The sequence below is a fragment of the Massilia sp. TSP1-1-2 genome, from assembly GCF_049896185.1.
Classification (GTDB): Bacteria; Pseudomonadota; Gammaproteobacteria; order Burkholderiales; family Burkholderiaceae_D; genus Telluria_A.
On the sequence record NZ_JAFCTU010000003.1, the window covers coordinates 107,410 to 122,284 of the forward strand.

Here is a 14,875-nt window from a genome sequence, read left to right on the forward strand (position 1 = left end):
ATGAGCCGCCAATAACATCGTGAGCGGGATCGGTCAATGGAAAATTTGAATAGGTAGTGGCGGCTCATGGCGGAATGCGGGCTAGCCCTTTTCCGCCCTACGGTCAGCGGTCAGCGATACATGTAGGGCGGAAAAGCGCATTCCGCCAAGAGCCGCCAATACCCCCTCAAGGCTCCGCCCGCACCACCGCTGGCGCCCTGCGCACCAAGCACTCCTCCTTGCTGCCCCCAACCGCGATATTCTGATAGCGCACCTCATACCTGCCCGCCGCCAGGTTCTCCACCGTCATGCTCTGGTTCGCCAGCACAAACACGTGCCGCACATTCGAGCGCCGCTCCAGGTCATACACCTTCACCAGCACGGGCGAGGAATTGGCCCCATTGTCGAGCACAATCTGCATCTCCTTGCCCTGGTTCCCCACCGGGAAGCCGTCCACATAACCCGACTGCGCCGGCCATGCCTCGCCATTGGGCGAGGCCAGCATGGTCAATGCCATGTCGCAGTCGGGCGCGCGCTTGGGGATCACCAGCTCGGTGATGCCCAGCGTCAGGACCTCGGGCGAACGGGCCGCGTCAGGCACCGGCGCCTGGCTCACGGCCCAGCCATCGTGCAGCGGGTCGTCAACCGGCACCACCGGCGGCGGCGCCACGGCGGCCACGCTGACCACCGGCGCCAGTGCCGGCACCGGCGCCACTTTCAATTGGATCATCAGCAACACCCCCGCCGCACAGCCAAGCGCCAGGCACAGCGCCAGCGACAGCCACCAGAGCGGATTGCGCCGCAGGCGCGGCGTGACGGCGTCGTCGATCAGTTCCGGGCGCCACTGGCCCCCCTCGCCGTGCGCGAGCTCGCGCCCGTCGTCGGCGCGGGTGCTTTCCAGCCAGTCGATTTCCCATTCCTCGGCCGCGATCCACTCGTCGTGTTCATGACGCCGCACCGGGTCGGCCAGCGTACCGTAGGCGCTGTTGAGGATCGCCATGATGCGCGCGGCCTTCTCGTCGTGCGGGTTCTTGTCCGGATGGTACTTCTGGCTCAGCGCCTTGTAGGCCGCGCGAATGACTTCCTGCGGCGCCTTGCGCGACACTTTCAGGTTGTCATAGTGCGTGTGGATTCGAGCCATGGATGGGCAATGCGGACGTTTTGTTGGCTTCATGATAGCCGATACCACACCGGCGCTCGCCAGGCGACGCACCGGCATTTGCCCGAGCCCGCCATCAAGGCCATACTGCGCAGATGGATACGATCAATTTGCGCCCCTATGCTCCCGCCGATGCCGCGGCAATCAATGCCCTGGCCGTGAGCGCATTTGCCCAATTTGAATCTGCATATTCCGACTGGCCCGGTTTCAACAACAAGATCGGCGCCATGTCGGCCTTGTCGGCGCACGGCGAAATCATCATTGCCGAGCGCAACGCGCAGTTGGTCGGCGCGGTCGCGTACATCGGGCCGCACCAGATCAAGAGCGCGTTTTTCGATCCGGCCTGGCCGATCATGCGCATGCTGGTGGTGGCGCCCGAGGCACGCGGCCTGGGCGTTGGCCGGGCGCTGGCGCACGCCTGCATCGACTGCGCCAGGCGCGACCAGGCGCCCGTGTTTGCGCTGCACACCAGCGCCCTGATGTCCGTTGCGCTGCCCATGTACCAGCGCATGGGTTTCACGTGGCATGCGGATGCGCCCGACATTCACGGCGTCGCTTACAGCATCTACCTGAAGCGTCTCGCCCGGTAAGCGGTAAGCGCGCCGTCTACAGGCGGTGGGTGCGATCGGCCGCCATCACGGCCGCAGGCAAAGTCACGCCATGCCCGACGACGAGCACCTTGAACAGCTCGCCCATTTCGGCCGGCGACACCAGCATTTGCACGGCGCTCGCCTGCGGCAGGTAGCGCTTGGGGTCGGCCGGATCGAGCTTGAGCAGCAGCTCGCCAATGCCCGCCGCCAGCAGGAACGACGCCTGGTTCATGTAGGCCAGCACGTCGGCCCCGGCGTCCTGCGCTGCCAGCGCCATGGCGGTAAAGTCGACGTGGGCAGTGATGTCCTGCAGCCCCGGCAGGTAAAACGGTTCGGGATGCGAATGATGGCGGTAGTGGCACATCAGCGTGCCGCCGATGCGCTGGTCGAGATAGTACTCGTGCGCCGGAAAGCCGTAGTCGACCAGGATCGCCGCGCCCTTGCCCGCCGCCAGCATGCGCGCGAGCGTGGCCATGAAGCCGCAGCCAACGGCATGCACTTCGGTCAGATAGCCTTCGATCAAGGATTCGCCATCGGGAATCTGGGTCTGGATGCGCTGCTTCAGCTGCGCATCGGGTGCGCGCGGCGTAAAGGCAAAGGCCCCGTCTTCGACCGTCACGTACAGTTCGCGCCAGCCGTCGGCGTCCTTGCGCACCAGTTGCACCGGCATGGCGTCGAGCACCTCGTTGGCCAGCACCACGCCGCTGAACGCGGCCGGAAAGTCGTCCAGCCACGTCACCTGCGGAAAATCGCGGAGTGCTTCCTGCTGGCGCGCGCGCAGTTCGCCCGACAGTTCGATGATGGCGTAACTGTCGATCCGCACGCCCTGCTGCGCCATGGCTGTCAGCACGTCGCGCGCCAGTTTCCCGGTGCCGGCCCCGAATTCAAGGATATTGGGTGAACTTTGGGCGATAATAGGGGCTGCAACCTGGGCGAGCGCGGCGCCGAACAGGGATGATATCTCCGGCGCGGTTGTAAAATCGCCATCCTTGCCCAGCTTGGCGGCGCCACCGCTGTAGTAGCCCAGCTTGGGCGCGTACAGCGCCAGTTCCATGAAGCGGGAAAACGGGATCGCGCCGCCCATGGGACCATCGTGCTGCGCAATTTCGGCGGCAATCTGGTGCTGCAGGGCGTGGGACGCGGCCAGCGCGTCGCTATCGGGGACGGGTAAGGTTAAGGACATTTCGGCATTGTAGCCACAACGGGACGCATCGACAAAATATGCACGACAAAGCGGACGAACAAGCGGACGAACAAGCAATCGCAAACGCGCGCGTGGCGCTGGTGACCGGCGCCGGCAAGCGCATCGGGCGCGCCATCGCGCTCGGGCTGGCCAAGGCCGGCTGGGACGTGGCCGTGCACTACCGCGCCTCGCACGAGGACGCGCGCGCCACCGCGGCGGGCGTCGAGGCGCTTGGCCGGCGCGCCGCGCTGGTGCAGTGCGACCTGAGCGACGAAACCGCCGTGCGCGCGCTGCTGGGGCGCGCGAGCGCCGCGCTGGGCCCGGTGCTCTGCGTGGTGAACAACGCTTCCCAGTTCGAGTACGACAGCGCGGCCGATTTTTCGCCCGCGCTGCTGGCCGCGCACATGCAGGCCAACGTCAGCGCGCCCATTTTGCTGGCGCAGGCGCTGCACGCGGCCACACCAAGCGGCGGCCAGGCCGTGGTCATCAACCTGCTCGACCAAAAGCTGTACAACATGAATCCCGACTTTTTGTCGTACACCCTGTCCAAGGCCGCGCTGCACACGGCCACCACGATGCTGGCGCAAGCACTGGCGCCCACCGTACGCGTGGTGGGCGTGGCGCCCGGCCTGACGCTGGTGTCGGGCGAGCAGACCGAAGGCGGCTTTGACAAGGCGCACCAGGCCACGCCGCTGGGCCAATCAAGCAATCCGCAAGACATCGTCGACGCGGTCTGCTACCTGGCCGGCGCGCGCGCCGTGACCGGCACCACCCTCCTTGTCGACGGCGGCCAGCACCTGATGCCGCTGCCGCGCGACGTGATGTTCCTGACCAAATAAACCAACACGAAAGAAAATTATGTTATCCGCACTGACCCACCCAAGCCTGCAAGACTGCCGCCGCCTCTTTTTGCGCAACTACGAAGTGATGGTCAACATCGGCGTGCACGATTTTGAGAAAAAGGGCGAGCAGCGCGTCCTGATCAACGTCGATCTGTACATCCCGCTGGCGCTGTCCACGCCCAAGGATGACCACCTGGACGAAGTGGTCGATTACGACTTCATGCGCGTGACAATCGCCAACCGCATGGCGCAAGGCCACGTGCATTTGCAAGAGACGCTGTGTGACGACGTGGTGCGCGCGATGCTGGCCCACCCGAACGTGCGCGCGGTGCGGGTCTCGACCATGAAGCCGGACGTCTATCCGGACTGCGAAGGCGTGGGCGTGGAAGTATTCCAGATCAAGGAAGCAGCATGAGCGAGGCGGCTGTGATGGCACAGGGCGCAGTGCAGCGTAGCGACGACAAGCTCGCCTACGAAAACAACAAGCTGCACAAGCGCCTGTGCCGCCTGGTCGGCCAGGCGATCGGCGACTTCAACATGATCGAAGACGGCGACAAGATCATGGTGTGCCTGTCCGGCGGCAAGGATAGCTACGCGCTGCTCGACATCTTGATGACGCTGCGCGAGCGCGCGCCGATCAATTTCCAGCTGATCGCGGTCAACCTGGACCAGAAGCAGCCGAACTTCCCGGCCGATATCTTGCCGGCCTACCTGACCCGCCTGGGCGTGCCTTTCCATATCGAAAACCAGGATACCTACAGCATCGTCAAGCGCCTGATCCCGGAAGGCAAGACGACCTGTTCGCTGTGCTCGCGCCTGCGGCGCGGCATCCTGTACCGCGTGGCTGATGAGCTCGGCTGCAACAAGATTGCGCTGGGCCACCACCGCGACGACATCCTTGAAACCTTCTTCCTGAATATGTTCTTCGGCGGCAAGCTCAAGGGCATGCCGGCCAAACTGGTCTCGGACGATGGCAAGCACATGGTGATCCGCCCGATGGCGTATGTAAAGGAAGAAGATTCGACCCGCTACGCCGAGGTCAAGCAGTTCCCCATCATTCCGTGCGACCTGTGCGGCTCCCAGGAAAATTTGCAGCGCAAGCAGATCAAGGCCTTGATGCGCAAGTGGGAAAACGAGCACCCGGGCCGCGTGGAGAGCATTTTCTCGTCGCTGTCGACGGTGGTGCCGTCGCACCTGATGGACCGCGACATGTTCGGCTTCAAGGATATGAAGGCCGATGGCGTGGCCAGCCCGCTGGGCGACATCGCCTTCGATGAAGAGCCATGCTCGACGCCGGTGATGGGAACCATTTCGCTGCAGCAGGTTTAAGCCAGCAATTTCAAGCCACCGCCACTTCAAGTTGCCGCAATCGCAGGTACCGCAATTGCGCCACTTGCGGTACCCGCTTGCGCACACCACGCTGACTTTCGCCCAACGATAGCGATTACCTATGCCGCATATTTGAATGATCAATTATGCCAATTGGGAGGATGTCGCTATGCTCCAAAGGCTGTGCCAAGCACACATACTTTTCCATGCACGAAAACCAGCAGGGCATGAGTTCTTATCGTGATCGATCGCGCCAGACGAGCGTGTAGTCAACCTGATTTCCCCTGCCATTTACATTAGCAATTTATTGCGAAAACCGGAGTCCGACATGAGTACCGAAACGACCCAAGCGAAATGCCCCTTCAGTGCAGCAGCGGGTGTTGGAACGACCAACCGTGACTGGTGGCCGCAGCAATTGCGCCTTGATCTGCTGCATCAACACTCCGCCAAGTCCGACCCCATGGGCGGGCAATTCAACTATGCCGAGGCGTTCAAGAGCCTCGACCTGGCGGCGCTGAAAAAAGACCTCACCGCCTTGATGACCGACTCCCAGGATTGGTGGCCGGCGGACTTCGGGCACTACGGCGGCCTGTTCGTGCGCATGGCCTGGCACAGTGCCGGCACCTACCGCATCGGCGATGGCCGGGGTGGCGCTGGCCGCGGGCAGCAACGCTTTGCGCCACTGAACAGCTGGCCGGACAATGTGAGCCTGGACAAGGCACGCCGCCTGCTGTGGCCGATCAAGCAGCAATACGGTGACAAGATTTCATGGGCAGACTTGATTGTACTTACCGGCAACGTCGCCTTGGAAAGCATGGGCTTTACCACCTTCGGCTTCGCCGGCGGGCGCCAGGATGTGTGGGAGCCGGACCATGATGTCTATTGGGGTCGCGAGACAAAATGGCTGGGCGGCGACGTACGCTATGCGACTGGTTCCCCGGGAAGCGCGGACGCGCACGGCGTACTCGTCAAGGACGATGACAGCGAAGTGCCCCACACGCGCGACCTGGAAAATCCACTGGCTGCAGTACAGATGGGCTTAATCTACGTGAACCCCGAAGGCCCGGACGGCAAGCCGGACCCGCTTGCGTCGGCATTCGACATTCGTGACACCTTTGCGCGCATGGCCATGAATGATGAAGAGACCGTGGCCCTCATCGCCGGCGGACACAGCTTCGGCAAGACCCATGGCGCGGCTCCCGCCGAGCACGTTTCGCATGAGCCTGAGGCAGCCGGTCTCGCGGCCCAGGGTTTTGGCTGGAGCAACAGCTTTGGCAGCGGCAAGGGCGGCGACACCATCACCAGCGGTTTGGAAGTAACCTGGACCAAGACGCCTACGCAGTGGAGCAACAACTTTTTTGAAAACCTGTTTGGCTTCGAGTGGGAACTGACCAAGAGCCCCGCTGGCGCGCACCAGTGGGTAGCTATCGGCGGCGAAGGCCTGATCCCGGATGCACATGACCCGACCAAGCGGCACCGCCCGACGATGCTCACCACCGACCTCGCTTTGCGCGTGGACCCGGCCTATGCATTGATTTCGCGCCGCTTTCTGGACAACCCCGACCAGTTTGCCGACGCCTTTGCGCGCGCCTGGTTCAAGCTGACCCACCGCGACATGGGGCCACGCACGCGCTATCTCGGCCCCGAGGTGCCGGCGGAAGAACTCATCTGGCAGGACCTGATCCCTGCACTCGACCACGCGCTCGTCGACGAAGCCGACATCGCGGCCTTGAAGCAAACCGTGCTGGCATCGGGCTTGACGGTGTCCCAGTTGGTTTCGACGGCATGGGCGTCGGCGTCCACCTTCCGGGGCTCGGACAAACGCGGTGGCGCGAACGGCGCGCGGCTTCGCCTGGCGCCCCAAAAAGACTGGGCCGTCAACCAGCCAGAACAACTGGCCACCGTATTGCAGGGGCTGGAGCAGATCCGCGCCGATTTCAACGCCGCACAGACGGGTGGCAAGAAGCTGTCGTTGGCAGACTTGATCGTACTGGCCGGTAACGCAGGCGTGGAGCTGGCAGCGCAGCATGCCGGCCACGTGCTTGGCATCGCGTTCGCTCCCGGCCGGATGGACGCCTCGCAGGAGCAGACCGATGTTGCCTCGTTCAATCCACTCGAACCGATCGCCGATGGTTTCCGGAATTACCAAAAGACGCGCTATAGCGTACCGGCGGAAGCCTTGTTGATTGACCGCGCCCAACTGCTGACCTTGACGGGTCCGGAAATGACGGTCCTTGTCGGCGGTCTACGGGTGCTGGGCGCCAATGTCGGCCACAAAACCGAGGGCGTGTTCACCAACCGGCCGGGCACCTTGAGCAATGACTTCTTTGTCAACCTGCTGGACATGCGCACCGAGTGGAGCGCTGTCTCGGCCGCAGGCGAGCAGTTCGCAGGGCGCGACCGCAAGACGGGCGAAGCGCGCTGGACGGCAACGCGGATCGACCTGGTTTTTGGCTCGAACGCGCAGTTGCGCGCCATCGCGGAAGTGTACGCAGCTAGCAATGCCGAGAAAAAGTTCGTCCATGACTTTGCCGCTGCGTGGACAAAGGTGATGAATCTCGACCGTTTCGACATCGCGTAGGGCGCGCTGGCGTTTGCCACTTGGCCGGTCGGCGTGCGTTAAGCTGGGTCGGCCAGGTAGCCCTTACACCGCTTGTTACTGACGTAAAAAAACCCGCCGAAGCGGGTTTTTTTACAGGCATCAAGCAATTAGAACTTGAACACGATCGCAGCAACTGCGCTGGTCGAATCGCTGCTTGCTTTCTGGAATTCAACGCGACCAGCAATGGTTGGGCTGAAGTTGTAGCCCAGACCGATGCCATACAGCGCGCCGGAGGTATCTTCCGTAGCGCTGCGGCTGCTTCCACTAGCCTTGGCGTCGATGCGGTTGTAGCCCAGACGGCCGAACACGTTGAAACCGTTGCTCAGTGGCAGAGTAGCAATACCCGACAAGGACATCTGGTTCAGCTTGACGTTGACACCAGGAGCGGCATCAAAGTCGGCCAGGCGGGCATAGCCCACTTCCAGACCGTAGGTTTCGTTGAACTGATAACCAAGAAACAGGCCAGCGCCGGTTTCACGGTCGTAACCGTCGACCTTGGTGCTATTGATCTGGCCGCCAGCGTAGACCGAAGGAGCGGTTTGAGCAAACGACGCCGAAGCCATCAGTGCCAGCGCCGAAGCGATAACGATTTTCTTGAACATGATGTTCCTTTTGAATAATTAAATGGACTGGTCAATGCCACGCATCGACCGAGGGTCCACATTATTACACAGATACCATACAAAGAAATATTGCCTTGAGTTAATTCCGGTAGAGGTTTACCTCGATTTTTGCACTATTGCGGGGCGTCAAGGCGCCACGGCGGTGCGCATGACCGGATATAAACTGTAGCGTTCATCCCACGATTCGTGAAGTTTGGCAAAAAATTCCAGCCGCGCCGCAGCGCTTTTTGCAAACGCCGGGTCGGTATCGAGCCGGGACTGAAAGCGCGCCGCCAGCGCCGGGTCGGCCGCCAGCATCGCGCGCGCGACGTCCTCGGCCACATAATCTTCCATGTATTCCTTGCGCTCGAAGGCATTGTTAAAGTTGCCCCACGCCACCATTGAATCGGGCGCCAGCGGTTCGAACAGCGCCAGCACCAGGCGTGCCTTGGGCTGGCCGATCGGTACAAACAGCGAGCCTTTGGCCAGCGTGCGCGGTTCGGCCTTCCATTGGCCCGCCAGGGCCAGGCGCTGGTGCGATTCGACCGAGCCGGCGCCAAAGGTGGCTTTCTCGGCGCGGAAGGTCTCGACGGCGAAACTGTCCTTGCTTGCGGCCAGCGTGCGAAAGCTGATGCCGTGCAGCTTGAGCTTGGCGGCCACCATCGCCGCCTGCGCCGGCGGCACCACGTAACCGGCCAGGGGCGCGCGCGCCATCGCGTCAGGCACGATCTCGTCGCGCACCGGCACGCGCCAGATTTGCGGGCGCGTCTCGTCGTAGCGCGTCATCAGCTGGCCCGATACTTCGGACGGGGTGCGGCTGTAGGCATAGCCGCGAAAGTCGATCATGCGCACCTTGTCGGTCGTCTTGTAGGTCAGCGGCAGGTCGGCCCCGGCCAGCTTCGCCGCGCGCGCGTCGGCCTGCAGCGTGGCTTGGCGCCATGCGGTGCCGTGCTCGGCCACCTGCGCCAGGATAGCCACCACCGCGTTGCGCGTGACGCGCACGCGCGTGGCGTAATCCTTCCAGGAGTGGGTCTCAACCAGCATGGCCAATCGGTTGCGCAATGGGAAGTAGCCGGTCGAAAAACGCGGGTCCGACACGCCGTCGGCAAAGCCCGACGCTGGATTGTCGGTGTCGACAAAGGACATGTAAAACGGCTGCGGCATCGAGCCTTGCGCCGTAATATCGGCCAGCACGCCGCTGCGCAGGGCCAGTCCGATCTGGCGCAGCTCGCTGTCGGCCGAATGCACGGGCTCGACCTGGATCGAGACGTCGTGCTCGAACTTGGCGCCGTCGGTCACGTGCAGGTCGATGTAGGCCAGCGGGTCCCAGGCGTTGACCAGGTTGAGCATCGCTTGCATCTCGGGTGAGTCGGCCTTGGCGTAGTCGCGGTTCAGGTTGAAGTTCTGGGCCGTGGTGCGCCAGCCAATTTCGACAGGGCCGCGCTGGTTAGGGCGATTCCACTTCTTGAAGCGCTCGTGGCCGTCGATGTTAAAGACCGGGACAAAAAGCAGCACCTGCTTGTCCAGCGCGCCGGGCGCGGCGCGGTTTTCGAGCACTTCGCGCAGCGCCAGAAAGCCGGCATCCTTGCCGTCGATCTCGCCGGCGTGAATGCCGCCTTGCACCAGCACCACCGGCAAGGCTCGTTTGGCCGCCGCCTGCGCCGTCATGGCGCCGGTGCGGGTGACCACCAGCGCCTTCATGGGTCGCCCTTCGGGCGTGGTGCCAAAGTCGATACAGCGCACGGCCTTGGGATAGGCCACCTGGAACGCGGCGCACAGCTTGATGACTTCGTCGTAGCGGCCGGTCTGCACGAACGCGGAACGCTCGGCGACCGTCTTGAGGTCGGGCGCGGCATGGGAAAGGGGAACGGCGCCCAGCAGGGCAAGCAGCAACGCAGAACGGATCATCGGTAAGGCTCCGGCAAGAAAGGATCGCCATGCGCGGTACGCACAGCTGACCAGAAATTATAGTCGGCTTTTACCGTGAATATTGCGACATCTTTGCTATCCTGTGCCGGTCCGCCGGACGCAATGCCTGACATGACAACGAGGATGACAATGATGACGACAATGACGCTGACAACCGAACTGATGATCCTGGGATGGACCCTGGTGCTGGCGCTGGTGCAGATTATGCTGGTGGCGACGCTGCGCACGGCCGAAACAGGCCTGACTTACAACATGGGACCGCGCGACGCGGCGGCCCCGCCACCGCGCCCGGTCACGGCGCGCATGCAGCGCGCCCAGGCCAACCTGTTTGAAACGCTGCCGCTGTTTGCCGCGGCGGTACTGATCGCGCATGTGGGCGGGCGCGAAGGCGAGCTGACCTTGTGGGGCTGCTACGCTTACCTGGGCGCGCGCGTACTGTATGTGCCGCTGTACGCGTTTGGCGTGCCGGTGGTGCGCTCCCTGGCGTGGGGCGTGTCGCTGGCCGGGCTGGTGATGGTGCTGGCCGCGATTTTGAAGTGAGCGCTGCTTAATCGAGCAATCAATCGAGCCATCAATCGAACAGTCAATCGAACATTCAATCGAGCGTGTAGTCGATCTCGTAGAAATGCTTGCGTTCGACGATTTCGATCTTGAGCTTGCCCTCGATGCCGAACAGGTCGCCCGTGCCGGAGCCGGGAACGATGGCGATGGCCAGGTGGCTGGCGCCGTTGTGCATGGTGCCGTTGTGCTGTAGTGCGAAACTGCCGCTGCGCCCGTGCAGGCTGCCGGTGACGTGTTCGATGGCCACGTAGCCGGCCGAGCCGGCGGCTGGGTTGCCGGCCGAGAGCATCTCGCCCTGGCCGGTGCCGGTAAAGTCGCCGCTGTACTGCTTGTCCATCAGCATGCGCCCGACCGCAAGGCGGCCTGCCCCCTCGCCTGCTGGGGGCGGGACCATGACGAGGTCGAACGTGCCCTTGGCAACTTGATTCATATTGTCTCCGTAAAAGTTAGCGCCACAAAAAACGTAGGGCGGGAATGCGCTAACGCTTTTCCGCCCTACGTTACTACTTACGCGCCCTACGTTACTACTTACGCGGCCCGGTGTTCTCCGCTTGGTGCGCCAAAATTGGCCAGCAAGCTCGCTTCCTTCGACTTGGCCGCCTTCAGATGACGCTCCTTCACGTGCCCGTAACCGCGGATATCTTCCGGAATGCTGGCAATGGCCACAGCCTGCGACAAATTGTCCGCATTCAGTTTAGCCAGCAAAGCACCCACGGTCGCCTGATACTCCTTGATCAGCGCACGCTCCATCTTGCGCTCGGCCGTGTAGCCAAACACGTCGAACACGCCGCCGCGCAGACCCTTGAACTTGGCCAGCACGCCGAACGCCTTCATCATCCACGGTCCGAACTCCTTCTTGACCAAATGCCCTTCGGCGTCGGTTTTGGAGAACATCGGCGGCGCAAGATGGAACTTTATAGTGTAGTCGCCTTCGAACATGTTGGCAATCTTTTCGGCAAACGCGCCGGTGGTGTACAGGCGCGCAACTTCATATTCGTCCTTGTACGCCATCAGCTTGTAGTAGTAACGCGCCACCGCTTCGGTCAGGCGCGTGCCGCCGCCCAACGTGGCTTCCTTGGCGCGCACCTGGTCGACAAACACCTTGTACTGGTTGGCGTAAGCGCCGTCCTGGAATGCAGTGAGCAGTTCCACGCGCTTTTTGATGATGTCGTCCAGCGTCTGCGTGCGCTTGAATTCGATCACCTTGGCCGGCGTCGTCATCTTGACCAGCGACGCCAGGTCGTGCGCGGCCGTACGGCCCCAGTTGAACGCCGTCTTGTTGAAGGCGACCGACACGTTGTTGAGCTCAATGGCGCGCAGGATCGACGCTTCCGTCAACGGCACCTGCCCTTTTTGCCACGCATACCCGAGCATGAACATATTGGTGGCGATCGAGTCGCCCATCAGCGCGGTGGCAATCTGGCCGGCGTCGACAAAGTCCACCAGTTCAGCACCGCAGGCCTTGACGATTTCCGCTTGCGACGAGGCGCCCGGGAACTGCCAGTTCGGGTTCTTCACAAAAGCAGCGGTCGAGGAACCGGTGGAATTGATGGCCGCGTAGGTGCGCCCGTCGCCCATGCGCGACAAGGCGTCGCGGCTGGCGGTGACGATCAGGTCGCAGCCGATGACCAGGTTGGCGCTGCCGGTGCCCACGCGGGTCGAATGCAGGTCCGACTGCTTGTCGGCCAGGCGCACGTGCGACATGACCGGGCCGCCCTTTTGGGCCAGACCGCTCATGTCGAGCACGATCGCGCCCTTGCCTTCGACGTGGGCGGCCATCGCCAGGATCTGGCCGACGGTGACCACACCGGTGCCGCCGATACCGGTGATCAGGATGCCGTACGGCTCAGCCGTGCTCTTGAGCGCAGGCGTTGGCAGCACCGGCGGCGCAGCCTCGGTATTCGCAGCCTTTTTCGGCTTCTTGAGCGCCCCGCCTTCAACCGTCACGAACGACGGGCAAAAACCGGTCACGCACGAAAAGTCCTTGTTGCAGGACGACTGGTTGATCTGGCGCTTGCGCCCCAGTTCCGTTTCCAGCGGCTCCACCGAGAGGCAGTTCGATTGCACCGAGCAGTCGCCGCAGCCTTCGCACACGGCCTCGTTGATGACGGCGCGCTTGGCTGGGTCCGGGTATTCCTTGCGCTTCCGGCGGCGCCGTTTTTCAGACGCGCAGGTCTGGTCGTAGATCATCGCCGACACGCCCGGGCATTCGCGCAGTTCGCGCTGCACTTCCATCAGTTCGGAGCGGTGACGCACCGTCACGCCCGGCGCCCAGTTATAGTCGTCCGGGTATTTGTCCGGTTCGTCGGTGACGACGATGATCGGACCCACGTTTTCGGCGGCGATCTGGCGGCTGATCATGCCCGGGTCAAGCGGACCGTCGAACACCTGGCCGCCGGTCATGGCGACAGCGTCGTTAAACAAAATCTTGTAGGTGATGTTGACCTTGGCCGCCACCGCCGCGCGGATCGCCAGCAAACCCGAGTGGAAGTAAGTGCCATCCCCCAGGTTGGTGAACACGTGTTTTTCGTCGGTGAACGGGGCCTGGCCGACCCAGGTGACGCCTTCGGCGCCCATGTGGGTGAAGGTCGACGTTTCGCGGTCCATCCACAGCACCATGTAGTGGCAGCCGATGCCGGCCAGCGCGCGCGAGCCTTCCGGCACCTTGGTCGACGAATTGTGCGGGCAGCCGGAGCAAAAGTACGGCGTGCGGTCGGTCTCGGGGTTCGGCTTGAGGCTCGAACTTTTCAGCACCAGCTCCTTGGCTTCCAAAAACGCGATGCGTTCTTTCACGCGCTGCTCGACCGGGTGGCCGGCGCAGTAGTGCGAGATGCGGCTGGCAATTGCGCGCGCGATCAGGGCCGGGTTCAATTCATAGGTGGCCGGCAGCAGCCAGTCGCCGTGGCCGGTGCCGCCCTTGTTGGCCCATTCGCCCGTGTCGTCAAACTTGCCAACCACACGCGGACGCTGCCCGTCCGGCAGGTTGTACAGCTCTTCCTTGAGCGCGTATTCGAGGATCTGGCGCTTTTCTTCGACCACCAGGATTTCGTCCAGGCCCTTGGCAAATTCGTGCACGCCTTCCGATTCCAGCGGCCAGGTCATGCCGATCTTGTACAGGCGGATGCCGATGTCGGCCGCGTCCTGCTCGTCGATGCCAAGGTCGGCCAGCGCCTGGCGCGTGTCCAGGTAGGACTTGCCGGCGGTGATGATGCCGATCTTCGGCTTCGGGCTGTCCCAGATGATTTTGTTCAGCTTGTTCACGCGCGCATACGCCAGGGCGGCGTACCACTTGAAGCTGTTCATCCGCACTTCCATATCGAGCACGGTGTCGGGCCAGCGGATATTCAGGCCCCCTTCCGGCAGCACGAAGTCGGTCGGCAGTTCGATCTTGACGCGGTCCGGGTCAAAGTCGACCACGGCGCCGGACTCGATGATGTCGGTCACGCACTTCATCGAGACCCACAATCCCGTGTAGCGGCTCATGGCCCACGCGTGCAGACCATAGTCGATGTATTCCTGCACCGACGCCGGGTACAGCACGGGAATGCCGCAGGCGTTCAGGATATGGTCGGACTGGTGCGCGGTGGACGAGGACTTCGCGGCATGGTCGTCGCCAGCCAGCACCAGCACGCCACCGAACTTGGCGCTGCCGGCATTGTTGGCGTGCTTGAAGACGTCGCCGCACCGGTCCACGCCCGGGCCTTTACCGTACCACATGCCGAACACGCCATCGTATTTGGCGTCTTCAAACAGGTTGGTTTGCTGGGTGCCCCAGACGGCGGTGGCGGCCAGGTCTTCGTTGATCCCGGGATGGAACTTGACGTGGTGCGCGTCCAGGAATTTTTTCGCCTTCACCGCCGTCATGTCGACCGACGTGACAGGCGAGCCGCGGTAGCCGGTGATGTAGCCGGCGGTATTCAGGCCGGCGGCCAGGTCGCGTTCGCGCTGCATCATCGGCAGGCGGATCAGCGCCTGGGTGCCGGTCATGAAGGCGCGGCCGCGCTCCAGGGTCCATTTGTCGTCGAGCGAAATGGCGTGTTCAGGCTCGGCTTGCAGCTTGGACGGGTCGAGAGGTGCGTTCATGTCTTGTCTCCGGTGC

12 protein-coding genes are annotated in these 14,875 nt (G+C 63.0%); 6 read left to right on the plus strand and 6 right to left on the minus strand.

Going from position 1 to position 14,875, the window contains the following annotated elements:
* Window positions 1–166 precede the first annotated feature (166 nt).
* On the minus strand, window positions 167–1,120 hold the full coding sequence (locus tag ACP7BV_RS03665; protein ID WP_426101610.1) for a J domain-containing protein: 954 nt from the start codon (window positions 1,118–1,120) through the stop codon (window positions 167–169).
* A 113-nt stretch (window positions 1,121–1,233) separates the two neighbouring features.
* Here ACP7BV_RS03665 and ACP7BV_RS03670 point away from each other — a divergent pair, with 113 nt between their 5' ends.
* On the plus strand, window positions 1,234–1,728 hold the full coding sequence (locus ACP7BV_RS03670; RefSeq protein ID WP_426101612.1) for a GNAT family N-acetyltransferase: 495 nt from the start codon (window positions 1,234–1,236) through the stop codon (window positions 1,726–1,728).
* Window positions 1,729–1,744: 16 nt separating this feature from the next.
* Here ACP7BV_RS03670 and ACP7BV_RS03675 read toward each other — a convergent pair whose 3' ends face one another.
* Window positions 1,745–2,911, minus strand: a complete 1,167-nt coding sequence (locus ACP7BV_RS03675) for a class I SAM-dependent methyltransferase (RefSeq protein ID WP_426101614.1) — start codon at window positions 2,909–2,911, stop codon at window positions 1,745–1,747.
* A gap of 38 nt (window positions 2,912–2,949) precedes the next feature.
* On the opposite strand from ACP7BV_RS03675, the gene ACP7BV_RS03680 reads away from it, so the two are divergent.
* From ACP7BV_RS03680 to katG, 4 genes are all read left to right on the plus strand, one after another.
* The gene (locus tag ACP7BV_RS03680; RefSeq protein WP_426101616.1) at window positions 2,950–3,750 is read left to right on the plus strand and encodes an SDR family oxidoreductase; all 801 of its coding nucleotides are present in this window, start codon (window positions 2,950–2,952) and stop codon (window positions 3,748–3,750) included.
* Between the two features lie 19 nt (window positions 3,751–3,769).
* Entirely contained in the window at window positions 3,770–4,168 is a 399-nt protein-coding gene (locus tag ACP7BV_RS03685) for a dihydroneopterin aldolase (RefSeq protein ID WP_426101618.1), read from the plus strand.
* Window positions 4,165–5,082: a tRNA 2-thiocytidine(32) synthetase TtcA gene (ttcA, locus tag ACP7BV_RS03690; RefSeq protein ID WP_426101620.1), complete on the plus strand. Its 918-nt coding sequence runs from the start codon at window positions 4,165–4,167 to the stop codon at window positions 5,080–5,082. The genes ACP7BV_RS03685 and ttcA overlap by 4 nt, the downstream gene beginning before the upstream one ends.
* Before the next feature lie 328 nt (window positions 5,083–5,410).
* On the plus strand, window positions 5,411–7,663 hold the full coding sequence (gene katG / locus ACP7BV_RS03695; RefSeq protein WP_426101622.1) for a catalase/peroxidase HPI: 2,253 nt from the start codon (window positions 5,411–5,413) through the stop codon (window positions 7,661–7,663).
* A 128-nt stretch (window positions 7,664–7,791) separates the two neighbouring features.
* On the opposite strand, the gene ACP7BV_RS03700 is transcribed toward katG, so the two are convergent.
* A complete protein-coding gene (locus ACP7BV_RS03700) occupies window positions 7,792–8,286 on the minus strand; it encodes an outer membrane beta-barrel protein (protein ID WP_426101624.1) in 495 nt (164 codons plus the stop codon).
* Window positions 8,287–8,433: 147 nt separating this feature from the next.
* The gene (locus ACP7BV_RS03705) at window positions 8,434–10,194 is read right to left on the minus strand and encodes a M14 family metallopeptidase (protein ID WP_426101626.1); all 1,761 of its coding nucleotides are present in this window, start codon (window positions 10,192–10,194) and stop codon (window positions 8,434–8,436) included.
* A gap of 150 nt (window positions 10,195–10,344) precedes the next feature.
* On the opposite strand from ACP7BV_RS03705, the gene ACP7BV_RS03710 reads away from it, so the two are divergent.
* Window positions 10,345–10,755 carry an MAPEG family protein gene (locus ACP7BV_RS03710; RefSeq protein WP_426101628.1) on the plus strand — a complete coding sequence of 137 codons (411 nt, stop codon included), beginning with the start codon at window positions 10,345–10,347 and terminating at the stop codon, window positions 10,753–10,755.
* A 55-nt stretch (window positions 10,756–10,810) separates the two neighbouring features.
* Here the strand turns inward: ACP7BV_RS03710 and ACP7BV_RS03715 are convergent, their stop codons facing one another.
* Together ACP7BV_RS03715 and ACP7BV_RS03720 are read right to left on the minus strand one after the other, a co-directional pair.
* Entirely contained in the window at window positions 10,811–11,206 is a 396-nt protein-coding gene (locus ACP7BV_RS03715; RefSeq protein WP_426101630.1) for a DUF3224 domain-containing protein, read from the minus strand.
* Between the two features lie 98 nt (window positions 11,207–11,304).
* Window positions 11,305–14,859 carry an indolepyruvate ferredoxin oxidoreductase family protein gene (locus ACP7BV_RS03720; RefSeq protein ID WP_426101632.1) on the minus strand — a complete coding sequence of 1,185 codons (3,555 nt, stop codon included), beginning with the start codon at window positions 14,857–14,859 and terminating at the stop codon, window positions 11,305–11,307.
* Window positions 14,860–14,875 lie beyond the last annotated feature (16 nt).

Bases quoted from the DNA above. Each gene is read 5' to 3' on its own strand.
- ACP7BV_RS03680 (WP_426101616.1), top strand. From the start codon at position 2,950: ATGCACGACAAAGCGGACGAACAAGCGGACGAACAAGCAATCGCAAAC.
- ACP7BV_RS03685 (WP_426101618.1), top strand. From the start codon at position 3,770: ATGTTATCCGCACTGACCCACCCAAGCCTGCAAGACTGCCGCCGCCTC.
- ACP7BV_RS03665 (WP_426101610.1), bottom strand. From the start codon at position 1,120: ATGGCTCGAATCCACACGCACTATGACAACCTGAAAGTGTCGCGCAAG.
- ACP7BV_RS03700 (WP_426101624.1), bottom strand. From the start codon at position 8,286: ATGTTCAAGAAAATCGTTATCGCTTCGGCGCTGGCACTGATGGCTTCG.
- ACP7BV_RS03670 (WP_426101612.1), top strand. From the start codon at position 1,234: ATGGATACGATCAATTTGCGCCCCTATGCTCCCGCCGATGCCGCGGCA.
- ACP7BV_RS03705 (WP_426101626.1), bottom strand. From the start codon at position 10,194: ATGATCCGTTCTGCGTTGCTGCTTGCCCTGCTGGGCGCCGTTCCCCTT.
- ACP7BV_RS03675 (WP_426101614.1), bottom strand. From the start codon at position 2,911: ATGTCCTTAACCTTACCCGTCCCCGATAGCGACGCGCTGGCCGCGTCC.
- ACP7BV_RS03710 (WP_426101628.1), top strand. From the start codon at position 10,345: ATGATGACGACAATGACGCTGACAACCGAACTGATGATCCTGGGATGG.
- ACP7BV_RS03720 (WP_426101632.1), bottom strand. From the start codon at position 14,859: ATGAACGCACCTCTCGACCCGTCCAAGCTGCAAGCCGAGCCTGAACAC.
- ACP7BV_RS03715 (WP_426101630.1), bottom strand. From the start codon at position 11,206: ATGAATCAAGTTGCCAAGGGCACGTTCGACCTCGTCATGGTCCCGCCC.
- ttcA (WP_426101620.1), top strand. From the start codon at position 4,165: ATGAGCGAGGCGGCTGTGATGGCACAGGGCGCAGTGCAGCGTAGCGAC.
- katG (WP_426101622.1), top strand. From the start codon at position 5,411: ATGAGTACCGAAACGACCCAAGCGAAATGCCCCTTCAGTGCAGCAGCG.